The organism is Micromonospora kangleipakensis (assembly GCF_004217615.1).
GTDB classification, from domain to species: Bacteria; Actinomycetota; Actinomycetes; order Mycobacteriales; family Micromonosporaceae; genus Micromonospora; species Micromonospora kangleipakensis.
Genome location: NZ_SHLD01000001.1, coordinates 4,429,822 through 4,448,355, shown reverse-complemented (window position 1 = coordinate 4,448,355; position 18,534 = coordinate 4,429,822). Strand labels below are relative to the sequence as shown.

The 18,534-nt window shown below is 74.7% G+C and carries 18 protein-coding genes and 1 pseudogene; 7 read left to right on the top strand and 12 right to left on the bottom strand.

The window, feature by feature from the left end; genetic code table 11:
* Positions 1-11: 11 nt before the first annotated feature.
* Positions 12-1,256 (bottom strand): annotated as a pseudogene (gene rho, locus EV384_RS21300) (transcription termination factor Rho); the annotation flags it as partial.
* A gap of 438 nt (positions 1,257-1,694) precedes the next feature.
* On the opposite strand from rho, the gene EV384_RS21295 reads away from it, so the two are divergent.
* The 3 genes from EV384_RS21295 to tsaA are packed head-to-tail and all read left to right on the top strand — an operon-like array spanning position 1,695 to position 3,921.
* The gene (locus EV384_RS21295) at positions 1,695-2,564 is read left to right on the top strand and encodes an MEDS domain-containing protein (RefSeq protein WP_165440007.1); all 870 of its coding nucleotides are present in this window, start codon (positions 1,695-1,697) and stop codon (positions 2,562-2,564) included.
* Positions 2,561-3,514 carry a sensor histidine kinase gene (locus EV384_RS21290; protein ID WP_130335942.1) on the top strand — a complete coding sequence of 318 codons (954 nt, stop codon included), beginning with the start codon at positions 2,561-2,563 and terminating at the stop codon, positions 3,512-3,514. The genes EV384_RS21295 and EV384_RS21290 overlap by 4 nt, the downstream gene beginning before the upstream one ends.
* Complete coding sequence (tsaA, locus tag EV384_RS21285) at positions 3,511-3,921, top strand: tRNA (N6-threonylcarbamoyladenosine(37)-N6)-methyltransferase TrmO (protein ID WP_130335940.1); 411 nt, start codon at positions 3,511-3,513, stop codon at positions 3,919-3,921. Before EV384_RS21290 ends, tsaA begins: the two co-directional genes overlap by 4 nt.
* 61 nt (positions 3,922-3,982) lie before the next feature.
* Here the strand turns inward: tsaA and EV384_RS21280 are convergent, their stop codons facing one another.
* On the bottom strand, positions 3,983-4,612 hold the full coding sequence (locus EV384_RS21280; protein WP_130335938.1) for an MBL fold metallo-hydrolase: 630 nt from the start codon (positions 4,610-4,612) through the stop codon (positions 3,983-3,985).
* Positions 4,609-5,697, bottom strand: coding sequence for an S-(hydroxymethyl)mycothiol dehydrogenase (locus tag EV384_RS21275; RefSeq protein WP_130335936.1), 1,089 nt, complete (start codon positions 5,695-5,697; stop codon positions 4,609-4,611). Before EV384_RS21275 ends, EV384_RS21280 begins: the two co-directional genes overlap by 4 nt.
* A gap of 144 nt (positions 5,698-5,841) precedes the next feature.
* Between EV384_RS21275 and EV384_RS21270 the strand changes: the two genes are divergently transcribed.
* Positions 5,842-6,261, top strand: a complete 420-nt coding sequence (locus EV384_RS21270; protein ID WP_130335934.1) for a hypothetical protein — start codon at positions 5,842-5,844, stop codon at positions 6,259-6,261.
* A gap of 27 nt (positions 6,262-6,288) precedes the next feature.
* On the opposite strand, the gene EV384_RS21265 is transcribed toward EV384_RS21270, so the two are convergent.
* From EV384_RS21265 to EV384_RS21255, 3 genes are all read right to left on the bottom strand, one after another.
* The gene (locus EV384_RS21265; protein ID WP_130335932.1) at positions 6,289-7,578 is read right to left on the bottom strand and encodes an MFS transporter; all 1,290 of its coding nucleotides are present in this window, start codon (positions 7,576-7,578) and stop codon (positions 6,289-6,291) included.
* The gene (locus EV384_RS21260; protein WP_130335930.1) at positions 7,575-8,237 is read right to left on the bottom strand and encodes a GntR family transcriptional regulator; all 663 of its coding nucleotides are present in this window, start codon (positions 8,235-8,237) and stop codon (positions 7,575-7,577) included. Before EV384_RS21260 ends, EV384_RS21265 begins: the two co-directional genes overlap by 4 nt.
* 77 nt (positions 8,238-8,314) lie before the next feature.
* Entirely contained in the window at positions 8,315-9,421 is a 1,107-nt protein-coding gene (locus EV384_RS21255; protein WP_130335928.1) for a CapA family protein, read from the bottom strand.
* 262 nt (positions 9,422-9,683) lie between these two features.
* Here EV384_RS21255 and EV384_RS21250 point away from each other — a divergent pair, with 262 nt between their 5' ends.
* On the top strand, positions 9,684-10,853 hold the full coding sequence (locus EV384_RS21250; RefSeq protein ID WP_242624191.1) for a low temperature requirement protein A: 1,170 nt from the start codon (positions 9,684-9,686) through the stop codon (positions 10,851-10,853).
* 44 nt (positions 10,854-10,897) lie between these two features.
* Here the strand turns inward: EV384_RS21250 and EV384_RS21245 are convergent, their stop codons facing one another.
* The 3 genes from EV384_RS21245 to EV384_RS21235 are packed head-to-tail and all read right to left on the bottom strand — an operon-like array spanning position 10,898 to position 14,248.
* The gene (locus tag EV384_RS21245) at positions 10,898-11,755 is read right to left on the bottom strand and encodes an alpha/beta fold hydrolase (RefSeq protein ID WP_130335925.1); all 858 of its coding nucleotides are present in this window, start codon (positions 11,753-11,755) and stop codon (positions 10,898-10,900) included.
* Positions 11,752-12,702: an SDR family NAD(P)-dependent oxidoreductase gene (locus EV384_RS21240; protein WP_130335923.1), complete on the bottom strand. Its 951-nt coding sequence runs from the start codon at positions 12,700-12,702 to the stop codon at positions 11,752-11,754. The genes EV384_RS21245 and EV384_RS21240 overlap by 4 nt, the downstream gene beginning before the upstream one ends.
* Before the next feature lie 16 nt (positions 12,703-12,718).
* Positions 12,719-14,248 (bottom strand): flavin-containing monooxygenase, encoded by a 1,530-nt coding sequence (locus EV384_RS21235; protein ID WP_130335921.1) that lies wholly within the window; start codon positions 14,246-14,248, stop codon positions 12,719-12,721.
* Between the two features lie 113 nt (positions 14,249-14,361).
* Between EV384_RS21235 and EV384_RS21230 the strand changes: the two genes are divergently transcribed.
* Positions 14,362-15,024 (top strand): TetR/AcrR family transcriptional regulator, encoded by a 663-nt coding sequence (locus EV384_RS21230; protein ID WP_130335919.1) that lies wholly within the window; start codon positions 14,362-14,364, stop codon positions 15,022-15,024.
* 6 nt (positions 15,025-15,030) lie between these two features.
* On the opposite strand, the gene EV384_RS21225 is transcribed toward EV384_RS21230, so the two are convergent.
* Entirely contained in the window at positions 15,031-15,492 is a 462-nt protein-coding gene (locus EV384_RS21225; protein WP_130335917.1) for a hypothetical protein, read from the bottom strand.
* Complete coding sequence (locus EV384_RS21220) at positions 15,492-15,968, bottom strand: hypothetical protein (protein WP_130335915.1); 477 nt, start codon at positions 15,966-15,968, stop codon at positions 15,492-15,494. The genes EV384_RS21225 and EV384_RS21220 overlap by 1 nt, the downstream gene beginning before the upstream one ends.
* Positions 15,969-16,011: 43 nt before the next feature.
* Here EV384_RS21220 and EV384_RS21215 point away from each other — a divergent pair, with 43 nt between their 5' ends.
* Entirely contained in the window at positions 16,012-17,010 is a 999-nt protein-coding gene (locus EV384_RS21215) for a helix-turn-helix transcriptional regulator (protein ID WP_130335912.1), read from the top strand.
* Between the two features lie 33 nt (positions 17,011-17,043).
* Here EV384_RS21215 and pdxR read toward each other — a convergent pair whose 3' ends face one another.
* Complete coding sequence (gene pdxR / locus EV384_RS21210) at positions 17,044-18,519, bottom strand: MocR-like pyridoxine biosynthesis transcription factor PdxR (protein WP_165440006.1); 1,476 nt, start codon at positions 18,517-18,519, stop codon at positions 17,044-17,046.
* Between the last annotated feature and the right edge of the window lie 15 nt (positions 18,520-18,534).

Sequence of the window (18,534 nt, the reverse complement as noted above, 5' to 3'; positions counted from 1 at the left end):
GCGACCCGATACTAGCCCCGGGTCGGCGGGTCCAGCCGGGCGAGGAAGCGGTGGTTGTCCGGCGTGCCGGCGAGCTGACGGAGGAGCTGGTCGAGGGCCTGGTGCCGGTCCAGCCCGGACAGAGCCGTACGCAGGCCGCGCAACCGGTGCAACTCGGCGCCGGTAGCGAGCAGCTCCTCCCGGCGGGTGCCGGACGGTCGGATGTCGACGGCCGGAAAGGTACGCCGGTCGGCCAGTGACCGGTCCAGCCGCAGCTCGGCGTTGCCGGTGCTCTTGAACTCCTCGTAGATCAGCGTGTCGGCCGCTGATCCGGTCTCCACCAGGGCCGAGGCGACGACGGTCAGCGAGCCGCCCTCCTCCACGTTGCGGGCCGCGGCGAGCAGCCGCTTCGGCGGGTTGAGCGCGGCCACGTCGACGCCGCCGGAGAGCGTACGGCCGCCCGAGCGGGCGGCGAGGTTGTAGGCGCGGCCCAGCCGGGTCAGTGAGTCGAGCAGCACGACAACGTCGTGCCCCAGCTCGACCAGGCGCTTCGCCCGCTCGATCGCCAGCTCCGCCACCGTGGTGTGGTCCTGCGGCGGACGGTCGAACGTGGCCGCGATGACCTCGCCCTTCACCGACCGAGACATGTCGGTGACCTCTTCCGGCCGCTCGTCGACCAGCACCACCATCAGGTGGCACTCCGGGTTGTTGCGGGTGATCGCGTTCGCGATCGCCTGCAGCACCATCGTCTTACCCGCCTTCGGCGGCGAGACGATCAGCGCCCGCTGGCCCTTGCCGATCGGCATGACAAGGTCGATCACCCGGGTGGTCAGGATGTGCGGCTCGGTCTCGAGCCGCAGCCGCTCCTGCGGGTACAGCGGGGTCAGCTTGTAGAACTCCGGCCGCCGCCGCGCCTCCTCCGGCTCCATCCCGTTGATGGTGTCCAGCCGCGCCAGCGCGGCGTGCCGGCCCCGGCGCGGCTCGTCGGCGCGTACGGCCCCGGTGACCAGGTCGCCGCGGCGCAGGCCGTACCTCCTGAGCTGGGACAGGGAGATGTGGATGTCGTCGGGGGACGGCAGGTAGCCGTGGGCCCGGACGTAGGCGTGGTCGTCGTCGGTGTCGACGATGCCGCTGACCGGGGTCAGGGCGGTGGATTCGGTGGTCATCTGGTGCCTTTCTGATGAGGTGGCCGCCCCGCCGGTGACTGATGTCCGGCGGCGGGAAGCGGGCGGCGGACCGGGCGAATGCCGGGTCAGGGGTTGGCGGGCGCGGCGCCCGGCCGGAGGGCCGCGCCGTCACCGGCGGACAGTGCGGTGAGAGGGCGCCGCGGCCGCGGGCTCGACCGGCGGTCGGTGCCGTCCTGGGTGAGCTGGGCCGGGAAGGCGCGCATCGCCGTGATCGACCCCGGCGGCGACCGGCGTTCGGCCGGGGCGCGGCAACAGCGGCGACGAAGCCGGATCACGGCGAGAGCCGCGTCACGGAGAACAGGCGCGTCACGGTGACGCGGGAGGCGAATCGAAGCTCCGGGACGGTGCTGGACCGGGCGGAGCGGGATGAGTGGCACTCCGGGCGGCGTCGTCCGCCGGCATCCGGGTCCCTCCGCAGGGTAGCCGGGCGCACCCCCGTCCGGCAAGAAGGTGGCCCGACAGTGGCCCGTTAGGCCGATACCGGAGCCGGCGCTACAGTGGGGCCGCGCGGACCGGAAGGCGATGACAGTGACTGCTACCGCCGTGGTCGACCGGGTCCACCTCGGGGACCACGTCTGCTGGGCGCACGACGACAAGCGTGACGCGCTCGACGCCGTCACGCGCTTCACCGCCACCGGACTCCGCCTCGGCCACAAGGTCATCTGCTTCACCGACACCTTCACGCCCCGGACGCTGCGGGCGCACCTGGAGGACGCGGGGGTGCCGACCGAGACGGCGGTCGCCGTCGGCCAGCTGCGCATCGTGCCCGCGGTGGAGAGCTACGTGGGCCTGCTGTCGGGCGGTCGACTGGCCACCGAGTCGATGATCGAAACCCTCGTCGGCGAGATCGACCGCGCCCATCGGGAGGGCTACCCCGGGCTCCGGTTGGCCGGAGACATGGGCTGGACCGTCCGGACCGGCACCACGCAGCACGACCTGTCCCGGTACGAGGCACAGGTCAACCGGGTGTTCCTCGACCGGCGGGTGGCCGGGATGTGCCTCTACGATCGGCGGCTCTTCCCGCCGGAGCGGCTGCACGCGGTGGCCGCCGCACATCCGGGGACCGTCGGGCCGCACACCGATCGGGCCTGGACCCCGCTGCTGCGGGCGTACCGGATGGCCGACCCGCCGGGGCTGCGGCTGGAGGGGCAGGTGGACCGCAGCAACCAGGAGGCGTTCGCCGCCGTGCTCGCGGCCGTGACCGGGCCGGCCGCGCAGAGCCGGCCCGCGGTGCTCGACGTCTCCGGGCTGAGCTTCGCCGACGTACGCACCGCCACCGCCCTCGTCCGGGCCGACCGGGCCGCGGCGGCGGGCGTCCGGCTGGTGGGGTGCCGCCCGGGGCTGAGCCGACTGCTCGGACTGGTCCGGGAGAGCGAACCTGCGGTGCGGCCGGAATGAGCGCGCAGACCGGGCCAACGGCGGGCGGACTCATCCACGAGGGGCTCTTCTACACCGACGCCGCCAGCCTGCTGGAGACGACGGTGCCGTTCGTCCAGGACGGGCTCGCCGCCGGCGAGCCGGTGCTGGTGGCGACGCCCGGGGCCCAGCTGGCGCTGATCCGCGCCGCGGTCGGGCCGACCGGGGACGCCGTCCGGTACGCCGACATGACCGAGGCCGGCCGCAACCCGGGACGGATCATCCCCTGGGTGCTCCAGGCCTTCACCGACAAGCACGCCGGTCGGCGAGTGCGGATCATCGGCGAGCCGATCTGGGCGGGCCGCACCGACCAGGAGTACCCGGCCTGCGCGCAGCACGAGGCGTCGATCAACTGGGCGCTCGCCGGTCGCGAGGTCACCGTGCTGTGCCCGTACGACGCGGGCCGGCTCGACCCGGGGATGCTCGCGGAGGCCCGCTGCACCCACCCCGTGCTGGTCGACCGCGCCGGGCGGCGGCGCAGCGCGGGCTACGCCCCGGCAGACGTGGTCGCCCGGCACAACAAGGCGCTGCCCGTCCCGGCCGAGGAGGTCGCCGCCCTCCGGTACGACCTGGAGACGTTGCCGCGGGTACGCCGGGTCGTCGCCGACCACGCGACGGGCGCCGGCCTGGACGCCGACCGGATCGCCGACCTGCAGATCGCGGTGACCGAGTTGGCCACCAACAGCGTCGCGCACGCCGGCGGCACCGGCACCCTCCAGGTGTGGCTGACCGGTACGCACCTGGTCTGCGAGATCCACGACGACGGCTGGCTGGCCGACCCGCTCGCCGGCCGGCTGGCCCCGGCGCTCGACGGCATCGGCGGTCGGGGCCTGGTCATCGTGCACGCCCTCTGCGACCTGGTCCTGGTGCACACCACCGCCGCCGGCACCACCGTCCGGCTGCACATGCTGCGGGAGGAGGCCACGGCGTGAACGACGACGGGTACGCGCTGCACCCGGTCGGCCGGGTGGAGTCGCCGCTGACCGACCCGGCCCTGGCCCCGAAGCAGGGCGACGAGGGGGCGCCGGAGGCCTGGCTGGTCTTCGACGAGCGCGTCGCCCCGGCGCTGCGCGACCTGCGTGCCGGCGCCGACCTGCTGGTGCTGACCTGGCTGGACCGGGCCCGGCGGGACGTGCTGGCGGTGCATCCGCGCGGGGACCGCTCCCGCCCGGAGACCGGCGTCTTCAGCACCCGCTCGCCGCACCGGCCGAACCCGATCGGCCTGCACCGGGTCCGGGTCCTCGACGTGGACGGGCTGCGGGTCCGGGTCGCGGACCTGGAAGCGCTGCACGGCACCCCGGTGCTGGACGTCAAGCCGGTCCTCGACGGCGAACGCTGACCCTCCCCCGGCCGCCCCTGCTGCCGGCAAGGACCGGCGGCGCGGTCGCGGCGGTGAGCGATCAGTGGCCCCGGGCCAGCCACTCCTCCAGGTGGGGCGCCTCGGCGCCGATCATGGTGCTGTCGCCGTGGCCGGTGTGCACGACGGTCTCCGGTGGCAGGGAGAGCAGCCGGGTCCGGATCGACTCGATGATGGTGCCGAAGTCGCTGTAGGAGCGGCCGGTGGCGCCCGGCCCGCCGGCGAAGAGGGTGTCGCCGGTGAAGACCACGCCGAGTTCGGGGGCGTGGAAGCTGCACGCGCCGGGGCTGTGGCCGGGGGTGTGCAACACCCGCAGGGCGGTGCCGGCCACCTCGACGGTCGCGCCGTCGGCCAGCTCGCCGTCGGGCGGCGTGTCCGGGTGGACCAGGTCCCAGAGCACCCGGTCCGCCGGGTGTAGCAGCACCGGCGCGCCGGTGGCCCGGGCCAGCTCCGGCGCCACGCGTACGTGGTCGTCGTGGGCGTGGGTGGCCAGGACGACGACCACCCGGCGGTCGCCGACGACGCGCAGGACGGCCGCCACGTCATGCGGCGCGTCGACGACGACGCAGTCGGCGTCGTCGCCGACCACCCAGACGTTGTTGTCGACGTCGAAGGTCTGCCCGTCGAGGGAGAAGGTGCCGGAGGTGACGGTGTGATCGACGCGGACGGTCACGGGAAGACCACCACCGAGCGGAGCACGTCGCCGTGGTGCATCCGGGTGAACGCCTCCTCGACCTGGTCCAGGGCGATCTCCTCGGTGACGAAGGCGTCCAGGTCCAGGCGGCCCTGCAGGTAGAGCTCGGTGAGCAGCGGGAAGTCCCGGCTGGGCAGGCAGTCGCCGTACCAGCTGGACTTGAGGGCGCCGCCCCGGCCGAAGACGTCCAGCAGCGGCAGCTCCACCTTCATCTCGGGGGTGGGCACGCCGACCAGCACCACCGTGCCGGCCAGGTCGCGGGCGTAGAAGGCCTGCTTCCAGGTCTCCGGGCGGCCGACCGCGTCGATCACCACGTCGGCGCCGAAGCCGCCGGTGGCCGCGCGGATCGCCTCGACCGGGTCGTCGTCGGAGGCGTTGACGGTGTGCGTGGCGCCGAACTTGCGCGCCCAGTCGAGCTTGCGGGAGTCGGTGTCCACCGCGACGATCGTGGTCGCCCCGGCGAGGGCGGCGCCGGCGACCGCGGCGTCCCCGACGCCGCCGCAGCCGATCACCGCGACCGAGTCGCCCCGGGTGACCTGGCCGGTGTTCATCGCCGCGCCGAGACCCGCCATCACCCCGCAGCCGAGCAGCCCCACGGCGGCCGGCCGGGCCGCCGGGTCGACCTTGGTGCACTGCCCGGCGTGCACGAGGGTCTTCTCGGCGAAGGCGCCGATGCCCAACGCCGGCGACAGCTCGGTGCCGTCGGTCAGGGTCATTTTCCGGGCGGCGTTGTGGGTGTTGAAGCAGTACCAGGGGCGGCCCCGCCGGCAGGCCCGGCACACCCCGCAGACGGCGCGCCAGTTGAGCACCACGAAGTCGCCGGGCGCCACCCCGGTGACCCCCTCCCCTACCTGCTCGACGATGCCGGCGGCCTCGTGACCCAGCAGGAACGGGTACTCGTCGTTGATGCCGCCCTCGCGGTAGTGCAGGTCGGTGTGGCAGACCCCGCAGGACTGGACGCGGACGACCGCCTCACCCGGCCCCGGGTCGGGCACCACGATCGTGGTGACCTCCACCGGCTCGCCCTTGCGCCGCGACACGACTCCCCGGACTTCCTGGCTCACGGTGCCCTCCTGCCTGCGACTGCGATCACGCTCCCCCGCGAACCTACCGCCGGGCGCCGCCGTCGGCCCAGCGCCGTTCGGCGGGTTAGCACCGCCCGTACCGGGTAGGCCGGGGCACGGTTCTCGGCACCGACGGGAGTGGTCATGAAGCTGACGCATGCGCCGCTGCGGGTCAGCATCGGCGCGTTTTTCCTGAATTCCGGGCTCAGCAAGCGCAGCCTGGAGGGCCAGGCCGCCGAGGCGATGCACGGCATGGCCGTGGGGGCGGTCCCGCAGCTCCGGCAGCTGGACCCTGCCCGGTTCGCCAAGCTGCTGTCCAGGAGCGAGATCGCCCTGGGTGCCGCGCTGCTCACTCCGTTCGCACCGTCGTTCCTGGTCGGGCTGGGGCTGACCGCGTTCGGGGCCGGGCTGATGCAGCTCTACCTGAAGACGCCGGGGCTGCGGGAGCCGCGCAGCCTGAAGCCCACGCAGGCGGGCGTCCCCATCGCGAAGGACGTCTGGCTGGTCGGCGCGGGGCTGACCCTGGTGCTGGACTCGCTCACCCACCGACGCCTCCGCAGCTGACCGGGCCGCCGGCCCGGTGGCCAGGGGTCAGGCGGCCGCCGGGACCGGAACAGCGACCCGGTCCGCCGCGTACCGACGGCGGGCGGCGTTGCGGTAGCGCAGCACCTGCACCGCACCGAAGCCCCAGAGCAGGTACTGCACGGCGAAGGCCCAGCGGAACGCGTCCAGCGGCGGGGTGGACCGCCCGGCCGGGGTGGCCAGGTCGAGGACCACGCCGACGGCGAGCACCAGGGCGATCGAGGCGACGAAGCCGCCCACGTTGACGATCCCGGTGGCGCTGCCGATGCGGTGCACCGGGTTGGACGTGCGCGCGTAGTCGAAGCCGATGACCGAGCCGGGTCCGTTCACCGCCAGGACGACCACCAGGGTCACCAGCAGCCAGTGCGGCGCGCGTCCCGGCCACGCGAGCACCACGGCCCAGACGCCGGCGGTGGCCGCGGTGATGGCGAAGACCACCACCGAGCGGCGGAACGGGTGCCGGGCGCACAGGTGCGCGACGACCGGACCGCAGGCCAGGGTCGCGACGGTCATCAGGGTGAGCAGGGAGGCGGCGGCGGTGGGTGAGAGGCCCTGGCCCTGCACCAGGAACGGGTAGCCCCAGAGCAGCGCGAAGACCGAGCCGGAGAACTGGGTGACGAAGTGGGTCCAGAGGCCGAGGCGGGTGCCGGGCTGGGCCCAGGCCGCGGCGAGCCGCCGGCGCACGGTGGCCAGGTCCGGGGCGACGGCGGCGGCGAGTCCGGCGTGCGGGGTGTCCCGTACCGCCACGAGCACCAGCAGCAGCACGGTGGTGCCGAGCGCGGCGGCGGTGAGGAAGGCGGGGGTCCAGCTGGCGTGGTGCAGCAGCGCCACCAGGGGTACGGCGCCGAGGACCGCGCCGAGCTGCCCGACGGTGCCGGTGAGCTGCACCAGCAGCGGGTTGCGCCGCCCGGGGAACCAGAACGCGACGATCCGCAGCACGCTGATGAAGGTCATCGCGTCGCCGAGGCCGACCAGGACCCGGGCGGCGACGGCGAGCCGGACGTCGGTGGCGACGGCGAAGCAGAGCTGCCCGGCCACCATCAGCGCCCCGCCGGTGAGCAGCAGGCGGCGGGAGCCGAACCGGTCGAGCAGCACCCCGACGGGGACCTGCATGGCCGCGTACACGGCGAGCTGGGCGACGGAGAAGGTGGCCAGCGCCGACGCGTTGATGTGGAAGCGCTCGGCCGCGTCCACCCCGGTCACGCCGAGCGAGCTGCGGTGGAAGACCGCGGCCACGTACGCGGTGAGCGCGACGGCGTAGACCAGGACGGCGGGGCGGCGCGCGACGGCGGCGCTCACCGCAGGGTCCGCAGCACGGTCGCGGCGTTGTCGATGTGCGCGCGTACGGCGTCGAGCCAGGCCTTCGGGTCCTCGCCGTCGAGGGCGGCGAGCTGGCCGGCGTGCTCGGTGAGGGCCACCTCCGCCCAGCCGGGCGAGAGCCGGAAGCTGGCCTCGCCCATGCGCAGCTGCCGGTCGCGCAGCCGGTGGTACAGCTCGGCGAGGATCTCGTTGCCGGCGGCCTCGACAACGGTGGCGTGGAAGGCCCGGTCGGCGGCCATCAGCGCGGTCACGTCGCCGGCGGCGTGCGCCCGACGCATCTCGGTGAGCCAGCGGGCCAGGTCGGCCTTCAGCTCGGCGCGGCGCGGCCACACCCGCTCGGCGGCGTGCAGCTCGACCAACCGGCGGGCCTCGATGACGTCGGCGATCTCGCGGGCGGAGACCGGCCGGATCAGCGCGCCGCGCTTGGGGTAGAGGGCGACCAGCCCCTCCGCCTCCAGGCGGAGCAGCGCCTCCCGGACCGGGGTGCGGGAGACCCCGGCCGCCTCGGCGATCTCGCCCTCGCTGATCAGCGAGCCACCCGGGTACACCTGCTCCAGGATCGCGCGCTTCAGATGCCGGTAGGCCCGCTCGGCGGCGGACGGCGCGGTCGCGCGCGGCGAGGCGGTGGGATGCGTCATGTATCTATGGTGCGTCCCAGTCCGGCCTGGTGGTTCCGCCGGGCCCGCGAAGGTGGCCCACGCCACGTGCCGCCGCGTCAGTCGGGTCGCAGCGTGATGAGGCCGTCGTCACCGAGGACGAACCGGGTCCGGTACGGTGCGCCCAGCCCGTCCAGCAGCTCCGCCAGCCAGCGGGCCTCCGCCGGCCCGGCCGGCTCCAGGCGCATGCGTCGCATCCGCACCGGGGCGAGCCGCAACCGGCGCAGCTCCCCGGTGTCGGCGTCCAGCGTGGCCAGGTGCAGCAGCCGCAGCTCCGGCCGGTACGACTCCTCCCCGCCGATCCCCTCGTAGTCGTCGATCAGGTCGCCGCAGCCGTAGAGGACGAGCCGGTCCCGGTACCGCTCGACCGGGCGGGGGTGGTGCGACGAGTGCCCGTGGACCAGGTGCACGCCGGACTCCAGGAGGCGGTGCGCGAACCGGACGTGCTCGTCCGGCACCTGGTAGCCCCAGTTCGTCCCCCAGTGCACGGAGACCACCACCAGGTCCCCCGGCCCCGCCTCCCGGCCGATCCGGTCGGCGAGCGCCTCGGCCGTCGCCTCGGAGACCTCGGGCAGGTACGCCACGCCGGGTCGCCCGCCGGTCGCCGCCCACTGCGGCGGGACGCCGCTGGACGGGGCGCTCACCGACCAGACCAGCAGCCGCCGGTCGCCGTCGAGCGGCACCCGCGCGGGCCGCCAGGCCTCGTCCTCGTCCCGGCCCGCGCCGACCGGCGTGATGCCGGCCCGGCGCAGGCCGTCCAGGGTGTCGGTGAGCCCCTCCGCGCCGAAGTCGAGGACGTGGTTGTTGGCCAGCGCGCAGACGTCGAGCCGGGCCGCGGTGAGGCAGGCGAGGTTGTCCGGGTGCATCCGGTAGTGGATGCCCTTGCCCGGGGCGTACTCGCCGCGCCCGGTCACCGCCGTCTCCAGGTTGACGATCCGCACGTCCGGACGCAGGTCGTCGAGGAGGCCCAGCGCCGCACCCCACGGCCACTGCGGCGGGGCCGGGCGCGGAACCGGTCCGGCGACGGACTCGGCCAGCTCGACGTAGCGACGGGCGTCGGTGACCGCCGCCTCCCGCAACGCGGGCGGGCCCGGCCGGGGCAGGATCTGGTCGACGCCGCGACCGGTCATCACGTCGCCGGCGAGCAGCAGGGTCACCTCGGCCACGCCGGCCGTCTTCCCCGCCCGGGCGTCTCCCGCACCTGATCGGACCCGGGAATTGCGCCGGGCTGGCCGAATCGGCCCGGGAGCTGGGCTCGGCGCTGCGGCACCGGCGCCCGCTGCCGGAACGGCTGGAGGCGAAAACTGCTCGCGCTGCCCCGGACCGACGTCGGCGCGCCGCCGCGGCGCTGACCGGTTCCGCGATCGGGGCCGTCGGCCCGGTTATCGTGTGGGCGCAATCGGCGGGCCTGCGGCGAGGAGCACTCTCGTGACCACCAGCACCACGCACGTCCGCTCCTGGTACCGGCCGATGCGGGGCCGCCGGCCCGACGAGGAGCACCGGGTCGCCACCCCGCTCGAGCTCTTCTTCGACCTCTGCTTCGTGGTGGCGGTGGCCCAGGCCTCCGGCAGCCTGCACCACGACCTGTCGGAGAACCACCTCGGGCACGCGGTCACCAGCTACCTGACGGTCTTCTTCGCGATCTGGTGGGCCTGGATGAACTTCACCTGGTTCGCCTCGGCCTACGACACCGACGACGACGTCTACCGGATCACCACCCTGGTGCAGATCGCCGGGGCACTGATCCTCGCCGCCGGCGTGCCACGGGCATTCACCGACGCGGACTTCACCACCATCACCTACGGCTACGTGGTGATGCGGCTCGCCACGATCGTCAACTGGCTGCGCGCGGCCGCCGGCAACCCGGACCGACGGGCCACCGCGACGACCTACGCGGCCGGCGTCCTCGTCGTGCAGCTCGGCTGGCTGCTGCGGCTCGCCCTGCCGGACGGCTGGGGCCAGCCGGCGTTCCTGGTACTGGCCCTCGCCGACGTGCTGGTCCCGGTGGTGGCCGAGCGGCTCGGGAAGACCAGCTGGCATCCGCACCACATCGCCGAGCGGTATCAGCTGTTCACCCTGATCGTGCTCGGTGAGGCGATCCTCGCCATCTCGGTGGCGATCCAGAGTGGAGTGGACGCCGGGAATCCGAGGCTGTGGTGGCTCGCCGCGGCCGGTGCGGTGATCGTCTTCGCGCTCTGGTGGCTCTACTTCGACCGGCCGGGCCAGCTGCCACCCGGCTCCCTGCGGGGCTCCCTGTTCTGGGGGTACGGCCACTACCTGATCTTCGCCGCGATCGCCGCGGTGGGCGCCGGCCTCGCCGTCGCGGTCGACCAGGACCTGCACGTCGCCCACGTCTCCGGCCGGACCGCCGGGTACACCGTGGCGGTGCCCGTCGCGGTCTACCTGCTCGCCCTCTGGGCCCTGCACCTGCGCTGGAAGCGGGGTCTCGGCCTGGTGCTGTTCCCGGTGGCGGCCGTGCTGGCCCTGGTCACGCCGTGGCTGCCGGCGCCGGTTCCGGTGCTCGCCGGCCTGCTGTTCGTCCTGGTGGTGGTGACGCTCGTGCTGCGGCACCACGGGGCGGCCGACCGCACCGCCTGACCCGGCCAGGAGGAGAAGCGGGGCAGCACCCCGCCCTGGCGGGGTCAGGCCAGGTCGGCGTCCGCCCAGAAGTCGCGGAGCAGCGCGTGGAACTCCTCGGCCCGCTCGATCTGCGGCATGTGCCCGGTGTCGGCGAACAGGTGCGTCCGTGCCCGGGGCAGCCGGGACCGGGCGGCGGTCAGGTGGGTGGCGGGGAGGATCAGGTCCCGGTCGCCCCAGACCACCAGCGTGGGGACGTCCAGCGCGGCGACCGCGTCGAGCAGCTCGGCGCGCCACTGTGGTCGGACCCCCCGCCAGGTGCCGAGGCTGCGGACCAGCTCCAGCATCACCCGGGCGGCGTGCGGCTGGCGGGCCACCGCGAGCGCGGCCGCCACCCGCTCCTCGGTGGCGTACGCCGGGTCGCGGAAGATCGCCAGCTCGGTGCGGCGGGCGACGGCCGGGTGGGGGCGCCGCAGCAGCAGCCGGCCGAGCGGGCGCAGGGCGAGCAGCCGCAGCGCGACGGTCACCTCCCGGCCGAACCCGGCGCTGTTGACCAGCGCCAGGCTGGCCGCCCGGGACGGCTCGTCGGCGGCGAGCCGCATCGCCACCGCCCCGCCGAGGGAGTTGCCGACCAGGTGCGCCGGCCGGTCGACCCCGGCCGCGTCGAGGAACTCCGCGACGGCGGCGGCGAGCGCCGGCAGGGTGTGCGGGGCGTCCAGCGGCGCGGAGCCGCCGTGGCCGGGCAGGTCGACGCTGACCACCCGGTGGTCGGTGGCGAGCAGCTCGTGCTGGCCGGTGAAGTCGTCGAGGGTGCGCCCGATGCCGTGCAGCAGCACCACGGCGGGGCCGCTGCCGGAGATCCGGCAGCGGATCCGCCGCCCGGCCACCGTCAGCTCGTCGGCCGGCGGGAGGGAGACTGTCACGCCGGCCGCCCGGGGGTGGCCTCGGGCGTCAGCGGGTCGACCGCCGGCCGGGGCGCGGGCACCGGCTCCGCCGCCGGGGCGGGCTCCAGCCGGGACGTCGACCTGGCCGCGGGGCCGCCCGCGCCCCGGTTGAGGCCGGTGACCAGGACCCGGTGGTAGGAGGCGGGGGCGAGCCGGGCCAGCAGGTCGGGCAGCTTCGCCGACCAGCCGATCAGCACCCGCCCACGGCGGCGCTCCACCCCGCGCAGGATCACCTCGGCGGCCTTCGCCGGGTCGATGGAGAGCAGCTTCTCGAACTGTCTGCGGCCGGCCTCGTACTCCTCCCGGGAGACGCCGCTGCCGACCCGAGCGCTCTGCGCGATCCGGGTCCGGATGCCGCCGGGGTGCACGGAGGTGACCCCGACGCCGTCGTCGACCAGCTCGTGCCGCAGCGCCTCGGTGAAGCCGCGGACGGCGAATTTGCTGGCCGAATAGGCGGCCTGCCCGGCGGGCGCGATCAGTCCGAAGAGGCTGGAGACGTTGACCAGGTGGGCGCCCGGCTCGGCCTTGAGCGCGGGCAGCAGCGTGTGGGTCAGCCGGACCACGGCCCGGAAGTTGATGTCGACGACCCAGAGGAACTCGTCGAGCGTGACCTGGTCGAACCGGCCGCCCAGCGCGACGCCGGCGTTGTTGACCAGCAGCCGGATCCGGGGGTGCGCCCGGCGGATCGCCGTGGCCACCCGGTCGGTCGCGTCGGCGTCGGCGAGGTCGACCAGGTGAGTGTCGATCCGCCGGTCGGGGTGGGCGGCGCGGATCGCGGTGACCACCGCGTCGAGCCGCTCGGCGTCCCGGTCGAGCAGGACGAGGTCGGCGCCGCGCCGGGCCAGGGCGTGCGCCAGCGCCTCGCCGATGCCGCTGGCCGCCCCGGTGACCACCGCGGTGCCGCCGGGGAAGACGAAGTCACGCATGGAGTGCTCCTCTCGGTCAGGCGACGGGGGTGTCGGCGGGCGTGCCCGCCCCGCGCACGGCAGCGTTGGTCGGGGAGTCGTCGGGCGGGGCGCCGGCGCGGGAGAAGCGGACGCCCTCGTCGGTGAGCCGGCCGTGCCGCATCAGCAGCACGTCGCGGGGGTAGTTCTGGTGCAGCCGCCAGGGCGCCGTCGCGCCCTGCTTGGGCAGCTGGTCGACCGCGCGCAGCACGTACCCGGACTTCAGGTCGATGATCGGCTCCAGCTCGCCGGAGGCGGGGGCGACCGGGGTGACGATCTGCTGGCCGGTGGCGTCGAGGTGGCGCAGCAGCCGGCAGACGTACGTGGCGACCAGGTCGGCCTTGAGCGTCCAGGAGGCGTTGGTGTAGCCGATCGTCATGGCGAAGTTCGGCACGCCGGAGAGCATCATGCCCTTGTACGCGACGGTCTGCGCGAGGTCGAGCTCCCGCCCGTCCACCGCCAGGGTCATCCCGCCGAAGGCGAGCAGGTTGAGGCCGGTGGCGGTGACCACGACGTCGGCGGGCAGCTCCTCGCCGGAGGTGAGCCGGATGCCCTGCTCGGTGAAGGTGTCGATGGTGTCGGTGACCACCGCCGCCCGCCCGGCCCTGACCGCGTGGAAGAGGTCGCCGTCGGGGACGACGCAGAGCCGCTGGTCCCAGGGGTTGTAGCGGGGTGAGAAGTGCCGGTCGATGTCGTAGCCGACCGGCAGCCGGCCCTTGGCGGCGCGGCGCAGCAGCTTCCTGACGACGCCGGGGGCGCGCCGGCTGAGCTGGAAGTTGGCCACCCCGAGCAGCACGTTCTTCCACCGCACCACCGGATACGCGGCCTTCGCGGGGAGCCAGCGCCGCAGCGCGTCGGCCAGCACGTCGCGGGAGGGCAGCGAGATGACGTACGTCGGTGAGCGCTGGAGCATGGTGACGTGCCCGGCCCGCTCGGCCATCGCCGGCACCAGGGTGACCGCGGTCGCGCCGCTGCCGATGACCACCACCCGCTTGCCGGTGTAGTCCAGGTCCTCGGGCCAGTGCTGCGGGTGCACGAGCTGGCCGGCGTACCGGTCGACGCCGGGGAACTGCGGGGTGTAGCCCTCGTCGTAGCGGTAGTAGCCGGAGCAGGTGAAGAGGAACGCGCAGGTGAGCACGGTCTCCTCGCCGGTGTCGTCGCGGCGGGCGTGCACGGTCCAGCGGGCCTGGCCGCTGTCCCACTCGGCGCGGACCACCCGGTGGTGGAAGCGGATGTGCTGCTCGACGCCGTACTCGCGGGCGGTGTCCCGGACGTACGCGCGGATCGAGTCGCCGTCGGCGATCGCCTTCGGGTTCGTCCACGGCTTGAAGGAGTAGCCGAGGGTGTACATGTCGGAGTCCGAGCGGATGCCGGGGTAGCGGAACAGGTCCCAGGTCCCGCCGATGGCCCCGCGGGCCTCGAGCACCGCGTAGGTCTTCTCCGGACAGTTGCGCCGCAGGTGCACGGCGGCGCCGATGCCGGAGAGCCCGGCACCGACGATGAGGACGTCGACGTGGTCGGAGGCCATGACATCTCCGTTCGCGGGGCAGTGGACCGGACACTATCCACCGCCGTCGACGCCAGTCAACACCCTGTCGAATCGAGTCGACACAGTGTCGAGCGGGTGTACCATCAGCCGTCATGACCGCCGCCCGTACGCCCACCGGAACCGCGCCGACGCGCGGCCGGCGACCGGGCCGCTCGACGGGCGACGACCGGGAGCTGGCCATCCTCGCCACCGCCGAACGGCTGCTGACGCAGCGTGCCTTCGGCGACATCTCCATCGACGACCTGGCGAAGGGGGCCGGGATCTCCCGGCCCACCTTCTACTTCTACTTCCGGTCCAAGGACGCGGTGCTGCTCACCCTGCTCGACCGGGTCATCGAGGAGGCCGATGCGGCCGCGGGCGACGTGCTGGACCGACTCGCCGAGGACCCCCGGGCCCGCTGGCGGGAGCTGATCGGTCGGTTCCACGCCACCTTCGGCAGCCACCGCGCGGTGGTGCTGGCCTGCGCTCAGGTGCGCGGCACCAACGCCGAGGTGCGCCAGCTCTGGGCCGCCGTGCTGGAACGCTGGGTGCACGCGGTCGAGACCGCCATCGAGGGGGAACGCCGGCGCGGCGCGGCCCCGGACGGGCTGCCCGCCCGGGACCTCGCCATCGCGCTGAACTCGATGAACGAGCGCGTCTGGTACGCCACCTTCGCCTGCGACGGCCCGGCCGTGGCCGAGCGGGACGTGGTGGACGTCCTGCTCGACGTGTGGCTGACCGCGATCTACCGCACCACGACCCCGCCGCGGGCCTGAGCCGGCTCAGCCGGTCGACGCCCGGGTGAAGTCCATGATCCAGTTCGTCTCCCAGGTGCGCTCGCCGTCGGTGGAGAACGCCTGCTCCCAGCGGCACGAGGTGGGCGTGGTCCGGGACCAGATGAACCGGCAGCGGACCGCCCGCCCCTCGTCGGTGTCGTCTGCGAAGAAGGTGCCCACCCCGTCGACGAACCGGCCGACCACCGGCGGCAGCTCCAGGATTCCCCGCCGGCTGTGCATCCAGTAGATCGACCAGAGCCCGGTCGCCGGGTCGAGGATCCGCACGGTCGAGCCGGAGAAGCCCCGGGTGGGACAGCGCATCTCGTCGAAGCTGCCGGCGCCGTCGAAGAACCGGTGCGCCACCGAGGTGGCCGGGAACTCGTCCCACTCGTCGCTGCCGACGTGCCGCTGCTTCAGCCGCCGGTTGGTCACGTCCCAGGCCCCGACCAGGAAGTCGAAGTCGCCCATCAGAAGCCCACCGGCCCCTCGGCGCGGGTGTCGGCAAGGTAGCCGGCCAGGTCGGGCCGGTCCGGGGCGAGCATGTGGCGGACCCAGGCCGTGCGCTCGTGCTCCAGCACCCCCAGCTCCCAGACGCAGCCCACGCCGGGGCGGGGCATCGGCACGAAGTGCGCCGGGTCGTCGTCCGGGCAGTCCAGGGCGGGCTGGCCGGCGACGGCGATCCGGCACTCCACCACATTGTCCCAGAACCAGCTGTACGCCAGCAGGTAGGCGCCGCTGTCCGCACCCCGGTGCAGCACCACCCAGCTCGCCGGCGGGGTGCCGCCGTCGGGCTCGGGGAGCAGCCGGGGCAGGAAGGCGTACCCGGCCTCCACCACCTCCGGTTCGAGCCGGCGGTCGGGCTGGTCGATGTGGTAACGCTTGACGTGCCGGCCGGCGACCTCGACGGTCCCCGGCACGGTCAACTCCTTGTCGCGAAAAGCCATGCCGGGACGGTATTACCCCTTCCCTGACAGCTACTGTCAGTGGATGCGGGCCAGTCGCCTCCTGTCGATCCTGCTGCTGCTCCAGACCCACGGCCGGCTCACCGCCGCCGAGCTGGCGCAGCGGCTAGAGGTCTCCGTCCGGACCATCTACCGGGACGTCGAGTCGCTGCACGCCAGCGGGATCCCGCTCTACGGCGAGGCCGGGCACGCCGGCGGCTACCGGCTGGTCGACGGCTGGCGGACCCGGCTGACCGGGCTCACCGCCGAGGAGGCGGAGCGGCTGCTCTTCGCCGGGCTGCCCGGGCCGGCCGCCGAGCTGGGCTACGAGTCGGTCGTCGCCACCCTCCAGCTCAAGCTGCGGGCCGCGCTGCCGCCGCCGCTGGCCGACCGGGCCGCCCAGCTCCAGCAGCGGTTCCACCTGGACACCCCCGGCTGGTACTCCGACGGCGACCCCTCGCCGCACCTGGCCACCACCGCCGACGCGGTCTGGCGGCAGCAGCGGATCCGGGTCCGCTACCGGAGCTGGCAGGGCGAGGTGATTCGGGTCCTGGAGCCGTACGGCCTGGTGCTCAAGGGCGGCCGCTGGTACGTGGTGGCCGCCCGGCCGGAGCGCGCCGAGCCGGCCACCTACCGGGTGAACCAGATCCTCGAGCTGACCATCCTGGACGAGCCCTTCGACCGGCCCACCGACTTCGACCTGCCGGCCTGGTGGCGGGCGCACGTGGTGGAGTTCCGGGCCCGGCTGCACCGCGACGAGGCGGCCATCCGGCTCTCCCCGCGCGGGCGGGACCGGCTGCGGGAGGTCGGCAGCGACGCGGTGGTCGCCGCCGTCGACCGGAGCGCCGGCCCCCCGGACGACGCCGGCTGGGTGCGGGCGGTGGTGCCGATCGAGTCGCTCACCCACGCCCACGGCGACCTCCTCCGGCTCGGCGCCGAGGTGGAGGTGCTCTCCCCCGCCGAGCTGCGCGCCCGCCTCGCAGACACGGCCGCCGCGCTCGCCGCCCTCTACGCGCCGGCGCAGCCCGTACCCGTCGTGGGCTGACCGGCCGGCGGCGCGGGCGTGCCCGCCGCGATCTCAGCGCAGCTCGCGCAGGGCGGCGCCGAGGGTCGCGACCCCCCGCTCGAGGTCGCCGGGGGCGTTGGCGGCGTAGCCGAGGACCAGGCCGGGGGGCTGCGGTCGCTGGCCGTGCCAGGAGAGCGGCTGCACCTTGACGCCCCGGCGCAGGGCCGCGGCGGCGAGGTGCACGTCGGACACCTCCGGGCCGAGGGTGACCGACAGGTGCAGGCCGGCGGCGGCGCCGTGCACCACCGCGCCGGGCAGGTGCCGCCCGATCGCCCGGATCATCGCGTCCCGCCGCCGCACGTGCCGGCGCCGCAGCAGCCGCAGGTGACGTTCCAGCTCGCCGGAGTCCATCAGCTCGGCCAGTACCAGCTGGGGCAGCGCCGCGTTGCCGAGGTCGGCCATCCGCTTGGCGGCCACCAGCGCCGCGTGGTACCGGGGCGGCACCAGCACCCAGCCGGTCCGCAGCGCCGGGGCGAGCAGCTTGGAGACGCTGCCGGTGTAGCAGACCCGCTCCGGGAGCATGCCCCGCAGGGCCGGCACCGGCGGGCGGTCGTAGCGGTGTTCGGCGTCGTAGTCGTCCTCGATGATCAGGCCGCCCCGCTCCGCCCAGCGGATCAGCGTGCGCCGCCGCTCGCCGTCGAGCACCACCCCGGTCGGGAACTGGTGCGCCGGGGTGAGCAGCACCGCCGGGGCGCCGCTGGCGGCCAGGTCGTCGACCCGCAGCCCGTGCGCGTCGACGGCGACCGGCGGGGTGTCCAGCCGCCAGTTGCGCAGGTGCTGGCGTACCCCGAGGGAGCCGGGGTCCTCGACCGCCACCGTGTGGATGCCGTCGTCGTGCAGCACCTGGGCGAGCAGGCCGAGCGCCTGGGACACGCCGGCGACGATCACCACCGCCGCCGGGTCGACCCGGATGCCCCGGCTGCGGGCCAGCCAGGTGGCGACGGCGAGGCGCAGCGCGGGCGTACCGGTCGGGTCGCCGTAGCCGAACGCCGCCGGGGTGAGGCGGTGCAGCACCGACCGCTCCGCGCGCAGCCAGGCCGCGCGGGGAAAGGCCGCCAGATCCGGTACGCCAGGCGTCAGGTCGATCTCCGCCGGGGCGGTCCGGAGCGCGTCGAAGACGTCGGTCCCGGGCTGATCGGCGAAGACTTCGGTCGGCGCCGGGGGCGCCGGTGCGGGGGCGGGCACCGCTCCCGGGGTGGCCACGACCACGGTGCCGGCCCGGCCCCGCCCCACGACGTGCCCGTCCTCGGTCAACCGCTGGTACGCCTCGGTCACCACGCCCCGGGAGACGCCCAGCTCGGCGGCGAACACCCGGCTGGCCGGCAGCCGGGCGCCGACCGGCAGCCGGCCATCGGCGATCGCCGCGCGCAGCCGGGCGGCGAGCCAGTCCGCGAGCCCACCGGGGGGCGCCTGGCCGACGTCGAGCTGGAGGAAGTCCGAGCCCGCCGTTATGGACCGCTCGACATCCGCTGGTTTGGCTCTGTCCACCGGACCATTGTGGTC